The sequence below is a fragment of the Microbacterium sp. P5_E9 genome, from assembly GCF_054049175.1.
Genome location: NZ_JBFUMV010000020.1, coordinates 1 through 15,221 on the forward strand (window position 1 = coordinate 1; position 15,221 = coordinate 15,221).

15 protein-coding genes and 1 pseudogene are annotated in these 15,221 nt (G+C 64.2%); 3 read left to right on the forward strand and 13 right to left on the reverse strand.

What is annotated here, in order from left to right; all coding sequences use genetic code 11:
• From ACXJ3V_RS17995 to ACXJ3V_RS18040, 10 genes are all read right to left on the reverse strand, one after another.
• Positions 1-589: type II secretion system F family protein (locus tag ACXJ3V_RS17995; RefSeq protein WP_457101719.1), on the reverse strand; the 589-nt coding region annotated here is incomplete at its 3' end.
• A gap of 2 nt (positions 590-591) precedes the next feature.
• A complete protein-coding gene (locus tag ACXJ3V_RS18000) occupies positions 592-1,815 on the reverse strand; it encodes a type IV pilus twitching motility protein PilT (protein WP_457101720.1) in 1,224 nt (407 codons plus the stop codon).
• Between the two features lie 4 nt (positions 1,816-1,819).
• Positions 1,820-2,437, reverse strand: a complete 618-nt coding sequence (locus ACXJ3V_RS18005; RefSeq protein ID WP_457101721.1) for a hypothetical protein — start codon at positions 2,435-2,437, stop codon at positions 1,820-1,822.
• A gap of 11 nt (positions 2,438-2,448) precedes the next feature.
• Positions 2,449-2,883, reverse strand: a complete 435-nt coding sequence (locus tag ACXJ3V_RS18010) for a hypothetical protein (RefSeq protein WP_457101722.1) — start codon at positions 2,881-2,883, stop codon at positions 2,449-2,451.
• Between the two features lie 218 nt (positions 2,884-3,101).
• Positions 3,102-4,109 carry a type IV pilus biogenesis protein PilM gene (pilM, locus tag ACXJ3V_RS18015; RefSeq protein WP_457101723.1) on the reverse strand — a complete coding sequence of 336 codons (1,008 nt, stop codon included), beginning with the start codon at positions 4,107-4,109 and terminating at the stop codon, positions 3,102-3,104.
• Positions 4,110-4,125: 16 nt separating this feature from the next.
• Entirely contained in the window at positions 4,126-4,965 is an 840-nt protein-coding gene (locus ACXJ3V_RS18020; RefSeq protein WP_457101724.1) for a prepilin peptidase, read from the reverse strand.
• Between the two features lie 19 nt (positions 4,966-4,984).
• A complete protein-coding gene (locus ACXJ3V_RS18025) occupies positions 4,985-6,511 on the reverse strand; it encodes a hypothetical protein (RefSeq protein WP_457101725.1) in 1,527 nt (508 codons plus the stop codon).
• Positions 6,502-7,026 carry a type IV pilus modification PilV family protein gene (locus tag ACXJ3V_RS18030; protein WP_457101726.1) on the reverse strand — a complete coding sequence of 175 codons (525 nt, stop codon included), beginning with the start codon at positions 7,024-7,026 and terminating at the stop codon, positions 6,502-6,504. The genes ACXJ3V_RS18025 and ACXJ3V_RS18030 overlap by 10 nt, the downstream gene beginning before the upstream one ends.
• Positions 7,023-7,397, reverse strand: coding sequence for a type IV pilus modification PilV family protein (locus tag ACXJ3V_RS18035; protein ID WP_457101727.1), 375 nt, complete (start codon positions 7,395-7,397; stop codon positions 7,023-7,025). The genes ACXJ3V_RS18030 and ACXJ3V_RS18035 overlap by 4 nt, the downstream gene beginning before the upstream one ends.
• A 74-nt stretch (positions 7,398-7,471) precedes the next feature.
• The gene (locus tag ACXJ3V_RS18040; RefSeq protein WP_457101728.1) at positions 7,472-7,861 is read right to left on the reverse strand and encodes a type II secretion system protein; all 390 of its coding nucleotides are present in this window, start codon (positions 7,859-7,861) and stop codon (positions 7,472-7,474) included.
• 293 nt (positions 7,862-8,154) lie between these two features.
• On the opposite strand from ACXJ3V_RS18040, the gene ACXJ3V_RS18045 reads away from it, so the two are divergent.
• A complete protein-coding gene (locus ACXJ3V_RS18045; RefSeq protein ID WP_457101729.1) occupies positions 8,155-10,101 on the forward strand; it encodes a DUF6541 family protein in 1,947 nt (648 codons plus the stop codon).
• Between the two features lie 275 nt (positions 10,102-10,376).
• On the opposite strand, the gene ACXJ3V_RS18050 is transcribed toward ACXJ3V_RS18045, so the two are convergent.
• Positions 10,377-11,072 (reverse strand): hypothetical protein, encoded by a 696-nt coding sequence (locus ACXJ3V_RS18050; protein WP_457101795.1) that lies wholly within the window; start codon positions 11,070-11,072, stop codon positions 10,377-10,379.
• Positions 11,073-11,312: 240 nt separating this feature from the next.
• Positions 11,313-11,411 (reverse strand): annotated as a pseudogene (locus ACXJ3V_RS18055) (DUF2510 domain-containing protein); the annotation flags it as partial.
• Between the two features lie 125 nt (positions 11,412-11,536).
• Between ACXJ3V_RS18055 and ACXJ3V_RS18060 the strand changes: the two are divergent.
• Together ACXJ3V_RS18060 and ACXJ3V_RS18065 are read left to right on the forward strand one after the other, a co-directional pair.
• Positions 11,537-13,234 (forward strand): sensor histidine kinase, encoded by a 1,698-nt coding sequence (locus tag ACXJ3V_RS18060; protein ID WP_457101730.1) that lies wholly within the window; start codon positions 11,537-11,539, stop codon positions 13,232-13,234.
• The gene (locus ACXJ3V_RS18065; RefSeq protein ID WP_457101731.1) at positions 13,231-14,397 is read left to right on the forward strand and encodes a hypothetical protein; all 1,167 of its coding nucleotides are present in this window, start codon (positions 13,231-13,233) and stop codon (positions 14,395-14,397) included. The genes ACXJ3V_RS18060 and ACXJ3V_RS18065 overlap by 4 nt, the downstream gene beginning before the upstream one ends.
• 25 nt (positions 14,398-14,422) lie before the next feature.
• Here the strand turns inward: ACXJ3V_RS18065 and ACXJ3V_RS18070 are convergent, their stop codons facing one another.
• The gene (locus ACXJ3V_RS18070) at positions 14,423-15,172 is read right to left on the reverse strand and encodes a response regulator transcription factor (protein ID WP_457101732.1); all 750 of its coding nucleotides are present in this window, start codon (positions 15,170-15,172) and stop codon (positions 14,423-14,425) included.
• Positions 15,173-15,221 lie beyond the last annotated feature (49 nt).

A 15,221-nucleotide genomic window follows, 5' to 3' on the forward strand; every position in this document is an offset into this window, starting at 1 on the left:
CGACGAAGGTGACCATCGCGATCACACCAAAGATGGCGATTGTGAGCACAATTGCCGGGTAGGTGACGGCCGCGCGAATCTTGTTCTGAAGTTCGGCTTCGCGCTTGTAATTCTCGGCGATCGATGTCAGCGCCCCACCGAGGAAGCCGCCGCTCTCGCCTACGCGCACGATACTGAGCATCAGCGGCGGAAACGCCTGCGGGTGTCTCGCCAACGCCGCCGAGAATGACGACCCGGACTCAACATCTGCCTGCACCTGGATCAATGCGGGTTGCAGCCTCTTGTCGTCAGTCTGCTCGATGAGGATCGAGAGGGTTCGCATGAGCGGCAGGCCGGCATTGAGAAGACCCGCCATCTGACGCGAGAATACCGCGAGCGACTTCGCCGTCACGTGCTTGCTCGACCCAGGAAGTTTGATCTCACGGTTGAGTCCAGTGCTCGACTTGAGCGTCACCTCAAGCGGCGTGAGTCCTTGCGCCTTGAGTTTCGCGGCGACGGCGGCTTCGCTCGGCGCTTCAATTGTGCCCTTGACTGTCGAACCTCCGCGGGAATCCACTGCACGGTAGACGAACTCCTGCACAACGGCCATGGCTAGCCCTTCCCTCTGGAGTCAGCTGGCGATCCGAAACGAGAACCCATGCCAAGTCCCGTCCCCACTACGGCTTCCGCTGGCGTGATCGATTCGTGTCCCGGCTGACGCCAACCACCTGCGTGTTCGGACCACTCCTCGGCATCAAGATCCTTCGGCACAACGCGCACGCCGTCGAGGCTGCGTGGGTCTACGGCATAGTCTCTGGCCACGTTTAGCGCGATGGTGCCCTCGCCTACCAGTCGTCGCAGGTCCTGATCTAGCGTGTGCATGCCGACCCCTGACCCCGCTTGCATCGCTGAGTAGATCTGGGCGACCTGCCCCTCGCGAATCATGTTCGCAACCGCCGGGGTGTTGATGAGCACCTCAGTGGCGATCGTCCGACCATCGGATTGAGAGAGCGGCATGAGCGTCTGGCTGATCACGCCTTGAAGTGTGTCGCCAAGCTGCGTCCGGATCTGCTGCTGCTGGTCGGCAGGGAACACATCGACGATTCGGTTGATGCTCTTCGCCGCACCCTGAGTGTGCAGCGTCGAAAGCACGAGGTGGCCGGTCTCTGCCGCCGAAAGCGCCGTGCGGATGGACTCAGGGTCGCGAAGCTCACCGATGAGGATCACATCGGGGTCCTGGCGAAGCACACGCCGCAGAGCTTCTGCGAACGAACCCGTGTCGGTGCCGACCTCGCGCTGGTGGACGAGCGCTCGCTTGCTCTCGTGATGGAACTCGATGGGATCTTCGATCGTGATGATGTGCGCTGGTACAAGTTCGTTGATGATGTCGACCATCGCCGTGAGGGTCGTCGACTTACCCGAACCCGTGGGACCTGTCAGGAGGACAAGACCACGCGGCAGCAGAGCAAGATCACGCGCGATCGGCGGGGCTCCGAGTTCTTCGAGGGAATACACCCGGTCGGGAATGAATCGAAGCGCAATCGCGATGGATCCAAGCTGGCGATAGACGTTGACGCGGAAGCGCCCGATTCCAGTCGAAGCGTGAGCGAGATCCACCTCACCGCGCTGCGTGAACTCCTCCTGCTGCCCAACTGTCATCAGATCGAATGCAGCGCGCTCAACCCATCCTGCGGACAGAATGTCTTCGAACCCGGGCACTGGTATGAGGTCGCCGTCGACGCGCAGAAGCGGCGGAAACCCGGCGGTGATGTGAACGTCGGACGCACGATATTGAGCGCCACGGGCCAACAGTGCGTCGAATTCAATCTCACTCATGCCCTCATCCTTCCGCGTGGACGTACGTCAGCGCTGAGATCTGTACGGTGATGCCTTCGCCCGCCTCAGCCGAAAACACCGTGATGCTGTTGAGCAGTCTCGGCCCGGCTCGCAGCGCATCGAGGAACGCGGTCACTTCACCCATGTCGGCAGCCGTCGCCTGGATCGAAAAATCGACCTGCTGGCGTCCCGGCGACCCGGGGTCTACGGCAGTCGTTTCCGCCGACCCTTCGGTCGCTCCTGTGTCGTCCGTCGGAGCAACGGTCCCAGCTGGTTCTGTTGAGCTGCGCGGCGCGAATGCCACCTGCTGGCCAGCCGTGACGCTGGTGAGCGCAACCCCCGATGTCGCGGCCGCGCGCCCGATTACTTCGAAGACGTCGTCGAGCTGTCCGTCGACGGGGATCTGAGAGCGGAGCCCCAGGACCGATGCGTTGATCTGCTCGAGGTTCTCCTCCTCCTTGCTCAGCTCATCGACCTGCGCCTGATAGATGGCATTGGTGCTCGCTACAACCGCGGTCTGACCATCGACGCTGAATGCCTGAACGATGATCGGCAAGGCGACGAGAAAGAAGCCGAGGGCTATAACCCCGAGCGAGATGACCAGGCCGAGAGCGGTGACCATAGTCTTCGACATCACTCATCGCCTCCTTCGGTGGCTGCATAGGCGCCTGAGTAGACCGTCTGATCGAACTGAATGTTGAGCAGGTAAGCGAACCGCCCGTCGGACGCAGAACTCGAGGTCACGGACTGGCCATCGGCGAAGAGCACACCGTCGACCTCGCGGAGAGAACGAATGATTCCGACGATGTCGAGCGGGGTGAGACTCTCGACCGAGATCGTCCCGACGACACCCTCCTCGAGAGTAGGGTCGTCACCCGCCGGTGCGCCGCCTACGGTCAGATCGAACCCGGTCAGGCTCGTGTCAGGCGGAAGTATGCTGTTGACCTTTGCGATCACTGGACTCCACGTCAGGTCCGTTGCCATCGCCTCGGTGCGGAAGTCAGTGAGTTCTGACTCCGTCGCAAGTGCCTCGCTCACCTCCGACAGCGCGGCTATCTCGGTCAGCAACTGATTTGTGTGCGCTTGCTCGGCGACAAGACGCTGATCGGCAGACCACTTTATGAGGAACGCCCCGGCGATCATGAGGAGTGCGACGACAATCGCACCAAGCACTACCCACAGCCACAGGCGGGTGAGCCTGTCGCGCTCACGCCGAGCAATTTCCGATCGCGGCATGAGGTTGACGCGAGGGACGCCCGCGAGAACTGGCGTCAGCGACGCGGCCATTAGCGGGCCCCGCCAAGTGCGATTCCGACGGTGCCAACGAGATTGAGTCCGACCTCACCCGTTGGTGGTGGGCCGGCGATCGCGATGACGTCGGAGACGTCGATGACACGAAGCGGTGCTTCAATCGCCGCCGCAAGCGCCGGAAGAATCCCTTCCACCGCCGCACCCGCGCCCGTCACGAACACCCGTGAGATCGGCGCGGCATCCGGCCGACTTGCGAAGAACGCGAGCGTGCTGCGCAGACGCGCTGCGAGATCGGACGCCCCCGGCGGCGTGGCCGCGCGCAGACCGCCACGAGTACGAGCGGGAGTCGCCGCTGCGTACTCCAGCGCGGGCGAGTCTGCCGAGATCTCGACGGGCGTCTGACGCTGAGATGCTGCGGTGGGAACGTCGATCGGCAGCAGGCGGACGAACTGCGGCACACCGCCACGTGTAACGACGACCTGCGTGGTGTGGTCACCGATACTCACGGTCGCGACGGTCTCGCCCGCCGGGGCAAGTGGCGCCGTGGCCCTCGCGAGACCGAACGCGGTGAGGTCAACGCCCTGCGCCCGGAGTTTCACCTTCGAGAGAGTTCCGATGATCGCCTCGATGTTCTCCGATACGGCGGCGACAAGCAGGCCCGAAACCTGGTCGCCGCTCTGGGACAGCGGGTAGAAATCGAGGACTGCTTGGCTCGCGGGCACCGGAAGAAGGTCCTGGACCTGAAAGGGCAGTGCGTCGCGCAACAGGTCGGCCCGCATGGCCTGGGTCGTGTATTCACGAACAAGGATTCTCCGACTTGCGACGCCGAGCACGACATCCTTGCTCTTGAATCGCGCGCCAGACCACAGTTGCCGCAACGCCACGGCGACCGCCCCGGGGTCGAGCACCTCCGAGTCCCGAGCGGCATCTTGCTGAAGTGGGACCTCGCCGTATGCAATGAGTTGAGGCTTTCGCCCGAGTGAGAGTTCTGCGGCACGCACGCTCTCCTCAGTCACCTCCAACCCGACGATTGTCTTTGCCATGCGAGTGTTCCTTCCCTCAGGCCCCAGTGAAGAGGTCTACATACCAGCGGCCCACAGGTTCGCCGGCGAAGACGCCGACCCATGCTCCGAGAATCATCCACGGCCCAAACGGGATGGCGGTCTTTCGCCCGGCACGTCTTGCGGCCATCAACGCAATACCGAAGAAGCCCCCGAACACGAACGCGGCAAAAGACCCCACCGCGAGAGCGCCCCACCCGATCCAGCCCAAGTAGATCCCGATGACGCCGGCGAGCTTCACGTCGCCCCCGCCCATACCTCCAGGTCGGGCAAGCCGCAAGATGGAGTAGAACGCGTACAACGCCGCCATCCCGATGCCGCTCCGTAGCCAGGCAGCCCAGTCACCGCTCAGCCACGATGCGGCGGTCAAGAGAACCGCCGCGACGACGTAGCTCGGCAAAACGATGCTATTCGGGAGTCGGCGTGTGTCGAGATCAATCAGCGTCAACACGATGCTGATGGATGTGAAGTACAGGAAAGCCACGATAACGATCCCCAGCGCCCAGACGTCCCCGCTCGTTGATGAGCCGCCGCCGGTCGCTGAGGTGGTCGAGGAAGCTGCGAGAAACCACCAAGTCACCCCAGCGAACGCCGCCCCGGTGATCGCCTCGACAATCGGATAGCGAGCCGAAATGGGTTCACGGCACGAAGCGCACCTACCGTGCAAGGCAATCCACGAAACGACGGGCACGTTCTGCCAAGGCTTCACCGGCGCGTCACAGTGCGGACAGCGGCTCTCCCGAAGGAGCGAGATTTGCGCTGGCACGCGGTAAGCAACCACGTTGAGGAACGAGCCGATGACGAGGCCGAGTGCCCCCGCCATGATGACGAGGAACAATGTGACAGCCGGCAAGGTGCTACTTCTCCGTCTGCGAGATCATCGTAGGCGGACCGAGAATAGGCGTCGAGGTTCCGCCGCTCGTTGTGCCGATCGTGATCTCGCAGCTGAGATCGAGCATGGGCAGCCATTCCATCGGCTGGCAATTGAACTCAGGTTGCACCCAGTGTGCAGAACCGTCCGTGTTGGAGTAGAACTGGCCGTCGAAGGCTACCTGGTTCGTGTTCTTGAACCCGCATGGGGTGTAGAACATCAGGTTTGCGTTGAGTGTCGAGCCGAGCGAGAGATCGCCGCTCGCCATGCCCGCGCCGCAGTTCGGCACCGAGTTCCCAAGAATGCTGTCTCCCTGGACGAAAAACAACTGCGGCACCGGACCGGTCGAGTTGATGTTCCCAGTCGTCACGGTCATCTTCGACCCAGGAGCGACGAGGAACACAGCGTCATGCGTGAATTGAGTCGCGCCCCCAACCAGCCTGATCGTGACGTCACCTGTGCAGCCGCGATAGTCGATTCCGACTCGTGAATATCCCGTAGGAAGGCCCGCTGTCACCTTGCCCGTGACATCCGCGCCGTTGCACGGCCCTGTCTCCCACCATACGTCCGATCCCCAGAATGCCGGCTCCTGCGGTAGGTCGACCCAGGTGGTCATTACGTAGACAGCGTCGAGGTCAGCCTGCGACACCGCCGGATCAGGGTTCACATTGGACTGGACTCCTCCGACAACCCGGTTGCCGGGATCACTCGCAGTCAAGTGCGCGAAGCCCTTGCCACCTACGACACCCTTGGACACCGTGATGTCCTTGCTCGACTTCAAGTCTTTGATGATCTCCGCGTTTTGGCTGTCAACCGTTATCGACCCGCGGGTGCTGATGGTACCCGTGATCGTCACTTTCGCGCTTTTGATGTCGACGTCGCCTTCGGCGAAGATGTCGCCGTTGATAGTGCAGTCCGCGCTGAGCTCGATCCCGCCCCGAGGAACCCACAGATCGCCATCGATCACCGTCGTGCTGTTGCAGGTGTACTTGCCGTCGCGGATAACGAGGTCGCCGATGTACGACGACTGCGTCGCCTTGAACTGACCAGAGAAGAACGCCATCGTGCCACCGGGCTGACCGACGTACGTGACCGTCCTCTGAAACAGGGATGTGAGTTCAGTCGCCGTGCCGTCCGGTCCCTTCCCAGTTGACACGATCCGAATGACACTGGGCGATGTCAGGCTCGGGCAGGCTGCGGCAAGGGAACCTTCGTTCGGCCCCGTCGTCGCGGCAGCGGCATAGACCGGGGGGTTGGTTGCAACCGCATTCGATGCCCCGAGCGCGCAGGGGACCTTCATCACGTTCGCAAGGGCCGCGTCGCGACCTGACTCTGCGGCGATGAATGCCTGCGTGCGATTCTTGTTTCCGGAGTTGGCACTGATCGTGAAGACCACACTCGCAGCAATGGTCGTGACGGCGATGAAACCCACGAGCATAGTGACGACCACTGCGACGAGGGCAGCACCCTCATCGTTGCGGTGGCGCAGCCGCCACAGGCGGTTCACCAGCACGGCGCCACCGTTCCTGCGACTGAATTGCGCATATACGTCTCCCCAGTGAAGCGGACAGGTGCTGCCGGCGCGGCTGCCTGGAACGTGTAGCGAACACCGCGAGTCGAGAGTGGCTGGAGGTAGGCGGTGACGCCGTCCTGGTCGATTCCGGACTGCCACTGATTCCACTGGTCGGGACTCTTGGTGATCGGACTGCTCTTCACAATCATCCGCACCTCATGGCCCGAGAAGTAGAACCCTTGGCATTCTTGCTCGCCGGTGAGCGACGTTTGCACTTTCAGGGTCGTTCCGTCCGGCGACAGATCAAAGGCGATGGCGTTCCGCATGGCTCGCTCGACCTCCGAACTCACGAGCTGACCCCGCGTCGTCGCCCGAGTCTGCGCCGTCACGCTCTGTTGCGCCTTCCATGTATTGACGAAGATCACAGCCACCGCGCTCATGACAATCGCCAGGAGCAGGACGTAAACAACGAGCTCGATGAGCGAAACCCCATCTTCGTTGGATCTCCGGTTCATGGCACGTACACGAGCGCCGACGCGGTGGCCAGGGTCCGGCCACTTTGCGTGGCGGTCAGGGTGATTGAGACGGACGCCTTAGGTCCACAGAGTCCCCGAACCCCTGATGTGGCGAAGGCACCCCCCTTGCCGTCGGTGAAACTCTTCGAGCTGACGGTCGTGAGCAGCGCAGCGCAAGTGGGCGACTGTCGCGCTTGATCGACCATTGAGTTGAGCTGTCGGGTAGCGGTCGCCACGATCGCCTGTTCGGAGGACAGTCGAATACCTGTCCAGAGCGCCGGAAGAATTGCGACTGCGATGATAGCCAAAAGGAACATGGAGACGATAATCTCCACGACGCCGAAACCGCGCGTGTCGTCTTTGATCCGCATCTGTGCCTCCCCAGACGACCGATGGCGTGATCTGCAAGTGTACGGCACTTTGCAGACCACGCCATCGACTCAATTTACGGGATGGCGAGTGAGCCGCATCCGGGGCCGGAGTATCCGACCTTTCCGCCGAGCGCGGTCGACTGCGTGGCCGCGACACAGAAGTCGTCGAGTGTGGCCCCCGACGGGGTTACGGCGAAGGTGTATCCAGCGAAGTTCGTGAACGAGGTCGAAGACCCCTTCGCAGTCGCGGCAGCCCACTGCGTAGCCGCATTAGCTGCAACCGTCCTCGCCGAGCTCACTTTGGCCTGATCCTGGATGTTGAGGAAGATCGGAATCGCGATGGCGGCAAGGATGCCGAGAATCACGACGACGACGATGAGCTCGATGAGCGAGAAGCCCTTCTCATCGTTCTCCTCGCGGCGGATCTTCTCCGCCTCGATGTAGTTATGAATGGTGCCACGCATGCGTGCATCTCCCCGGTGATTGTGAATACGAGTGACCCCGAGTCCAACCGAAACAACATCCCGACGCCAGGCGCGGTCTGTCGTACCAGTCTCCCCAGAGCTGGCTAGGAGATCACACCCATCGTGAACCCCTCCCCGTCGACAATCCTCGGTGGGCAAGCCAGTTGCGGTCAAGCTCGCGCGCCTTAGCTTTGGCTCAGGAATGACCCCCTTCCCGCTGGCGGAGGCGGGACAGCCCTGCAGGCCGGATATTCCGGCCTATCCTTCTGGAACACCGTTCTTAAAGGAGTGCGTTGGACCCGTCGTGGATGCAGTTGGGGCTCGCATTGGCGGCGTGCGTCCTGGCGCTGGGTTGCCCTGGCTTCGTTATCGCGCTCGGGCTCCGACTAAGGGGCCTCTGGCTCGTGGCAGGAACGCCGGCGATAAGTCTTACGGCCATCGTGTCAGCATCCGTCCTCGCGCCCCTCCTCGGAATGGAGTGGTCGTTCCTACCTGTGCTGCTCATCTCTGTTGCCGCCGCCGTCGCCGCGTGGCTGGTTACCCACTTCGTTCGACCGGCGCGTCCGCGACCGATTGAACACAGTGAGTGGCGCTTCGGCTCGGCAGCCGCCGTCACGATTGCCGCTGTGATCCTCGGGGCACGCCTCATGTTCGCCGTGGGATCGCCGGAGCTCTTTGCTCAGTCTTTCGACAATGTCTTCCACCTCAACGCAGTCCAGTTCGTACTCGAGTCGAAGACCGCGTCACCGTTCAATCTCCAGGAGATGACTACGGTCGAAGGCACCCCCACGGTCTATCCGAGCGGATGGCACGCCGTCGTAGCGCTCGTCGTCCAATTGTCGGGCGTCTCGATCCCTATCGCATCGAACGCGCTGCTCGCCTTGACGGCGTGTGCCGTGTGGCCGACTGGAGCAATTCTTCTCACACGGGCGTGTTTCGGCACTGGCACCGTCACCACTCTCGCGGCCGGTGTGTTGTGTGCGGGAGTTGCGGCCTACCCGATGTTTCTAATCCCGTATATGGGTACGTACCCGCTCTTTCTCTCTGTAGCACTGGTGCCTGTTTGCATCGCAGCGATGATGGCAATTGGGAAGGTTGGGCGGCTGGATCTCGGACCCCTGGCCGCCGGGCTATTGCTCGTCGCGTGCATACCTGGGGTCGTCGGGGTCCATCCCTCGGCACTCGCGATGCTCTCAGTACTCTCCGTTCCGGTCGCAGGTGCTGTCGCCGGGCGGGCAATCGTTCGGCACCGTAGCGGTCGCGCTCGGCGTCTCATCGGTGCCCTCAGCGTTCTCTACTTCCTCGCCATGGTTGCGGTGGTAACGTACCTTCGCCCCGGTGGCCTACAGGATCCCGCTGCTCCGGACACCGTCGCGCAGGCGCTGGGTGAAGGAATTACGGGAGCGATTGCGGGGTCCTCGATTCCGGTGATCTCCGGGGCACTCACACTCGTCGGTGTCGTTGCCTGCGTGAGGACGCGAAGTGCGTCCGCCCTCACTGCTGTCGGCTTGTGGGTGATGCTCCTGGCCATCTACGTCATGGCCCACGGCGGAGATGCCTTCCTCCGAGCGCTATTCACGGGGTCCTGGTATGGAGATCCGAATCGGATCGCCGCGTTCGTGCCGATCGGCATCGTGCCCCTCGCCGCATTCGGCGCCAGCAGGGTCTGGATTCGCATTAAGGTCGCAACGGAATCCAGGGCACGCCTCACACGATTCGCCGGGGTCGTCGCGATGCTCAGCCTTACCGCGCTCGCCGTTTCGACCACGCTGTCCGCGTCTGTGCGCAGCGTAGACACATCGATGCGCTCAACCTTCACTCCGACCGATGATCCATTCAGTGCCCTTGTCGCGTTAAGCGAGGACGGCCGCAAAGTGATCGACTTCATCGGAAAGAACGTTCCACAAGAGGACCTGATCGCTGGCAACCCATGGAAGGGCTCCAGCTTCATCTACGCTCTCACCTCTCGTCATGTTCTGCTTCCGGCCATCAACATGGGTACGAACGCTTCGATCGACGCGTTCATGGATTCGTTCGCTCAGTCCGCAGAGGACGGCCCGGGGTGCACCGCCGCTCGCGATCTCGACGTCAAGTGGGTGGTCGACATCCCACAGCGAAATGCGCTACCGCAAGGCGCAAACTTCGACGGCGTGGCAGGCCTGGATGAATCATCCAACGTCGAACTCGCGTACCGCTCAGGCAACGCCTCGCTGTACCGCGTTACCGGGTGCGGTCTGTAGACGCGACTCTCCCGCGAAACGCCTTGGGACTCAGAAACGCCAAATCCCGATTGCCACGGGCGTGATCGGCATCCCGTGCGGCACCTCATCACCGTCACCAGCCTCGACTCTTTGAATAGAAACTCGACTCTTTGAATAGAAAAATGCTGACGCGCAGGTCAGGGCGCCGTCAGAAGAGCTCCTTCGGTGTCCGCCTGATCGTTCGCCCCCCTCGACGTGGGCTTTCACATCGCTAAGGTGGAGCGTCGTCGGTGACCCTGGTCTCGCAGCCCGGATCAGTTCGCGATCGGGTTCAACCCGAACATCAAGGTGATGCCGAACAGAAGTAGGAATGCCAACACGAGCGCAAGCACAGAGGCGCCCTTCTTCGTTGGACGCGTAACAGCGATCGCCAAACTCGCGATCGCGAGGATTAGCGCTGCCCCCAAGAGGGCGAGGATGGTGGACCTCAGCGGCTGGGCAAGAGAAGGGTATGTGTCGGTCAAACCCCAGACCACCGCTGCGACGCCCACCAAGCCCAAAAGAATCAACACCAGCGATGCCGTGGCCGGGCCGTTCCTCGTCATGGGCATGAGAGTCCTGTGGTGTCCGTCGGCGTACGCGCCTGGCTGCGGACGATATGCGATCGGCGACGGCGGCGGGCGGTACATGACCGGCAAGAGCGCGCGATCCTCGATTGGCGTTGGTCTGCGACCGATGATCTCGCCGGGGAAGGGGTTGGCGTCATCCGCGCCAGCCCGTGGCGCTTCTGGGTCGACGGGCGGGGCGTCTGCCTGCGTCGCCGGCGAAGACACGGCGAGCAGGGGCGGCGCTACGTCGAGTTGAGTGGCAGCCTCTGCGGCCGGCGAAGACACGGCGAGAACGGGCGGCTCTACGTCGGGGCCAGTGCTGGTCTCCGATGGTTGTGGGGGCTCGGCGGAACGCGAGGCACGGCGTGTCAGCGGGGGCGCCTCGGCGTCGGCGGGAATCACCGGTGAAGACTGCGGCTCCACCTGTTGCGGCCCTGTCGCGACCGATCGGGCGGCACGTCGCGTTGGGGGCGCGGGCTGGATGGGAGCCGCCGCTTCCAGTTTCGGTTCAGCCGCGGCGTGGCTCGATCGTCGCGCGGAGCGCGACGACGGCCCGCTCCGATCCATCGATGACGTCATGTCGTGCCCCGGACTCGACTTCCCGCCAGAGCGCGGTGAAATCCCGTCCAGAGCGCGATCGGTCCAGGCGGATCCGTCCCACCACCGCGCCCCCGCGATGCCCCGCGGGTCGGCGTACCAGCCGGGCGGCGCGCCAGCCGACGACGGACCTCCAGTCATCATCACCCCAAAGAGAGAACTGTTGACGGCAACTCTAATGGCGCGAGTCGCGGCGGCCTCACGGGGTGTAATCAACGGGCGCAAACCTGAGCAGATCCAAAGGTCGCGGCATCCGTTACCGTTCCGGTATGGCCGTCGCAACGAGGGACGCACCGAAAACACCCGCGAGGCGGGCCTCCCGCGCGCGAGTCGCTTGGCTGAACAGCGACATCATCGATCGAACTCGAGAACGCACCGCGAGCCTAAATCAGCTGCTGCTGGGCACCGTAGTGCTCGTGCTCGCGGTGCTCATCGCGCTCGGAGACTTCTCCGGAGATCCGGCTCTGTTCTTCACCGGCGTCGTCCTCGTCTTCATGTTGACAGGGGCGACATTCGTCATTCCGTGGAATCAGATTCCATTCGGGTGGGTGGCTGTCGTGCCGGCGATCGATATCGTCGCGATCACCCTGATGCAGCTCGGCGCGCCGGGTTCCGCGCTCGGACTGCTGTGGATCTTTCCCACCACCTGGCTCGCCGGCGGCTTCGGGCTTCTGGGGCTTTTCGCCGGGACGGCTTCCGTCGCCGTAATCAGCGGTCTGATGAACGCGGTGAACCAAGAGCAGAACACTGATGCGACGCTTCTACTTCCGCTCGTCGTGATCGCCGTAGCTACCACGAGCTACCTCAGTGCGCGACGCTCCGACGCGCAGCGCATCCTGCTTGCGAAGCAGGCGCTGCTGCTCAGCCGTGTGCTGGAGCGGACCAGGCGGCAGGAGCAGGAGGTGACCGAAGTGCTCGATGCGGTCGACTTCGGCGTCATCCGCATCGCGTCGGACGGCAAGGTCTCGGTGACGAACGAAGCGCACGCCCGCCTGCAGCAGGCGCGACCGACAGACGACGAGGATGCCGATGCCCCTGCATTCCGCGACGACGGCGTGACCCGGCTGCCGGACGCCGAACTGCCGCTCGAACGGGCCCTGCGTGGCGAGGCGTTCGACCCACAGTTGGTCTGGTTCGGCCAGGAACCCCGGCCTCGCCAGGCGCTGAGCATCAGCGCCCGTCGGCTGCTCGATTCCCGCGGCCGCGATGCCGGAGCGGTGGTCATCTCGCGCGACGTCACCATCGAACTGGAGGCGCTTCGTGCCCGGGACGAGCTCGTCGCCTCGGTGTCGCACGAATTGCGCACTCCCCTCACTTCGATCCTCGGCTATCTCGACCTCGCCATCGAAGCGCCTGACGTGCCGGACGAGGTGCGCTCGAACTTGGACGTCGCCCAGCGCAACGCCGAGCGTCTCCTGGGGCTGGTCGGCGACATCCTGACGGCGTCGAGTTCATCGTCGTCGTCCATCGAGGCGACGATCGATCGGCAGAAGATCGACGCGCGAGACATCGCGCGCGCGTCTGTTGAGGCGCTCCTGCCGCGCGCGGCCGCGCGCGGGATCGTGATCGATACCGCCAGTCTCGAAGCCGCACCCGTCTGGGCCGATTCGATGAGGCTCCGACAAGTCATCGACAACCTGCTGTCGAATGCGATCGACTACAACCGGGACAGCGGCACGGTCTTCGTCGGCACCGCGACCGATGGATCCTCGAGCTGGATTGTCGTGCGCGACACCGGGGTGGGAATCAGCGACGCAGATCGCCTCCGGCTGTTCCAGCGCTACTTCAAGGCAGGCGCACCCCGCAAGCAAGGCACCGGGCTCGGCCTCGCCATCACGCGCGACATCGTGCGCGCGCACGGCGGAGACCTCAAACTTGACAGCACGCTCGGGGTCGGCTCCACCTTCATCGTGAAGCTTCCGGCGACCGCCCCCACCCTCGACCGCATCGAAGGGACTTCCCTGTGACCCTCGACCTCGCCAGTGTGCTGGTCATGACCGCCCTGGTGGTGAACGTCTGCGGCATCCTCTTCATCATCGAGACGATGCTGCGCAGAGACGAGGGCGCCGGCCGCATCTGGGCGCTCGCGTTTCTCGCCGGCATCCTCACCACCGTCGCCTACATCGTGTGGGTGCAATCGTCCGCTGCCTGGTGGGCGATCGCGGTCGGGAACGCGGCCTTCGTGATCGCCACCGGATGCATGTGGCTCGGATGCCGCCGCTTCAACGGGCGCCCGGTGCTCGGGTGGTCCGCACTCGTCGCGGCAGCAGCGCTCGCCGCCGCGATCTCCGTCGTGGTCGCGGGGCCTGATGGCGGGGACTGGGCCGGGGCCCTGTGGATGTTCATCCCTCTCCTCGGATTCGCGGGCGTCGCCGCCGTGGAATGCCTGCGCGGAGCGCTCGGCGAATCGCGCACGGCCTGGGTGTTGGCCGCCGTTCTCGGCGTGCAGGCGCTGTACTACGTGTCGCGCACGACCGCGTTCATCACGTCGGGCCCGGAGAGCACCCTGTTCCAGACCGTGTTCGGCACGGTCAACACAAGCATCCTCACCACCACCCTCACGATCGTCGCCGTGGTCGTGACGTCCGTGCTCCGTGCATCGCGAGCACCCATGCGCGGGTATCTGCGACCCACGGGCGAGGGCACCGCCGAGGACGGGATCCTGTCCGAAGAGGTCTTCGCCGCCGCCCTCGCGCACCTCTGCGAGCGGGCGAGGCGACGCTCCGAGCTCGTCGCCGTGATCGCCGTGCGCATTGACGACCTCGAGCAGATCTCCACCGCGTTCGGCAGCGAGGTTGCGCGCGCCGTCACCGAGACGTGGCGCACGGGGGTGCGCACGTACGCGCCATCGAACGCTCTCGTCGCGGAGGACGGTCCGACGGGGCTGCTCGTCGGGACGGTCGTCGAGGCGCCACAGGGAGCGCGGCGCGTGGCCGGAGAGATCTACCGGGGCCTCTTCGAGGATCTCGGCAACGTGGGCGGCGGGGTGATCCCGGTCGTCGGGGTCGGTGTGGGACTAAGCGACACCAGCGGCTATGACGCGACGGCGATTGCCCGCGTGGCGCGTGAGGCGGCGATCCGCGCGGCGGCGACGGTGGAGACCTCGGTGCTCGTCGGCGACGACGAGTAGCGGCATCCGCTCTGCGTCACCTGCTTCAGGAGGCGGTGAGCCGGTAGCCGACCCCGCGCACGGTCTCGATCCACCGGGGGCTCGCGGGCGACTCGCCGAGCTTGCGGCGCAGGTTGGCCATGTGCACCTCGATCGCGCGCGCGTCGCTGTCGGTGACGAACTCGACCCCGGTGAACTGCTCGCCGCGCAGCATGAGCGCGAGGTCGGTCTTGGCGCGCACGCGGCGTCCTCCAGAGAGGAGATCCGCGAGGATGTCGAACTCGCTGCGCGTGAGCTGGAGGTCGTCGCCGTCCACCGTGACGACGCGCGTCTCGGTGTTCAGTCTGATGCCCTGATGCTCGAGCCACTCGGCGATGGGCGGTTTTGCGGCCGCGGGTTCGGGTGCTGCCGGCACGTCGATGTGATTGCGCGGGCGACGGAGCATGGCGTCGATGCGGGCGCGCAGCTCTCGGGGACGGAAGGGCTTGGCGACGTAGTCGTCGGCGCCGGCCTCGAGCCCCTGCATCGCATCGATCTCTTCGGTGCGCGCGCTGAGCATGATGATGTACGTCGCGCTCAGGGTGCGAATCCGCTTCGCGGTCTCGAAGCCGTCCATGCCGGGCATGTTGACGTCGAGGGTCGTCACGAGGGGCTGATGCAGGCGGACGAGATCGAGGCCGTCCTGACCGTTCGCCGCGCCATGCACCGTGAAACCGGCCTGCGACAGGATCGTGGACAGCAGGGACCGGATGTCCTCTTCGTCCTCGATCACGACGGCGACGCGCGCTTCTTCCATCGTTGGGCCCTCCGCTGCCGGCGAGGGACCGCCGACTCATGGACGTCGG

Coding starts and splice junctions, on each gene's coding strand:
- ACXJ3V_RS18000 (WP_457101720.1), bottom strand. CDS start 1,815: ATGAGTGAGATTGAATTCGACGCACTGTTGGCCCGTGGCGCTCAATAT.
- ACXJ3V_RS18005 (WP_457101721.1), bottom strand. CDS start 2,437: ATGGTCACCGCTCTCGGCCTGGTCATCTCGCTCGGGGTTATAGCCCTC.
- pilM (WP_457101723.1), bottom strand. CDS start 4,109: ATGGCAAAGACAATCGTCGGGTTGGAGGTGACTGAGGAGAGCGTGCGT.
- ACXJ3V_RS18030 (WP_457101726.1), bottom strand. CDS start 7,026: ATGAACCGGAGATCCAACGAAGATGGGGTTTCGCTCATCGAGCTCGTT.
- ACXJ3V_RS18035 (WP_457101727.1), bottom strand. CDS start 7,397: ATGCGGATCAAAGACGACACGCGCGGTTTCGGCGTCGTGGAGATTATC.
- ACXJ3V_RS18040 (WP_457101728.1), bottom strand. CDS start 7,861: ATGCGTGGCACCATTCATAACTACATCGAGGCGGAGAAGATCCGCCGC.
- ACXJ3V_RS18060 (WP_457101730.1), top strand. CDS start 11,537: ATGGCCGTCGCAACGAGGGACGCACCGAAAACACCCGCGAGGCGGGCC.
- ACXJ3V_RS18070 (WP_457101732.1), bottom strand. CDS start 15,172: ATGGAAGAAGCGCGCGTCGCCGTCGTGATCGAGGACGAAGAGGACATC.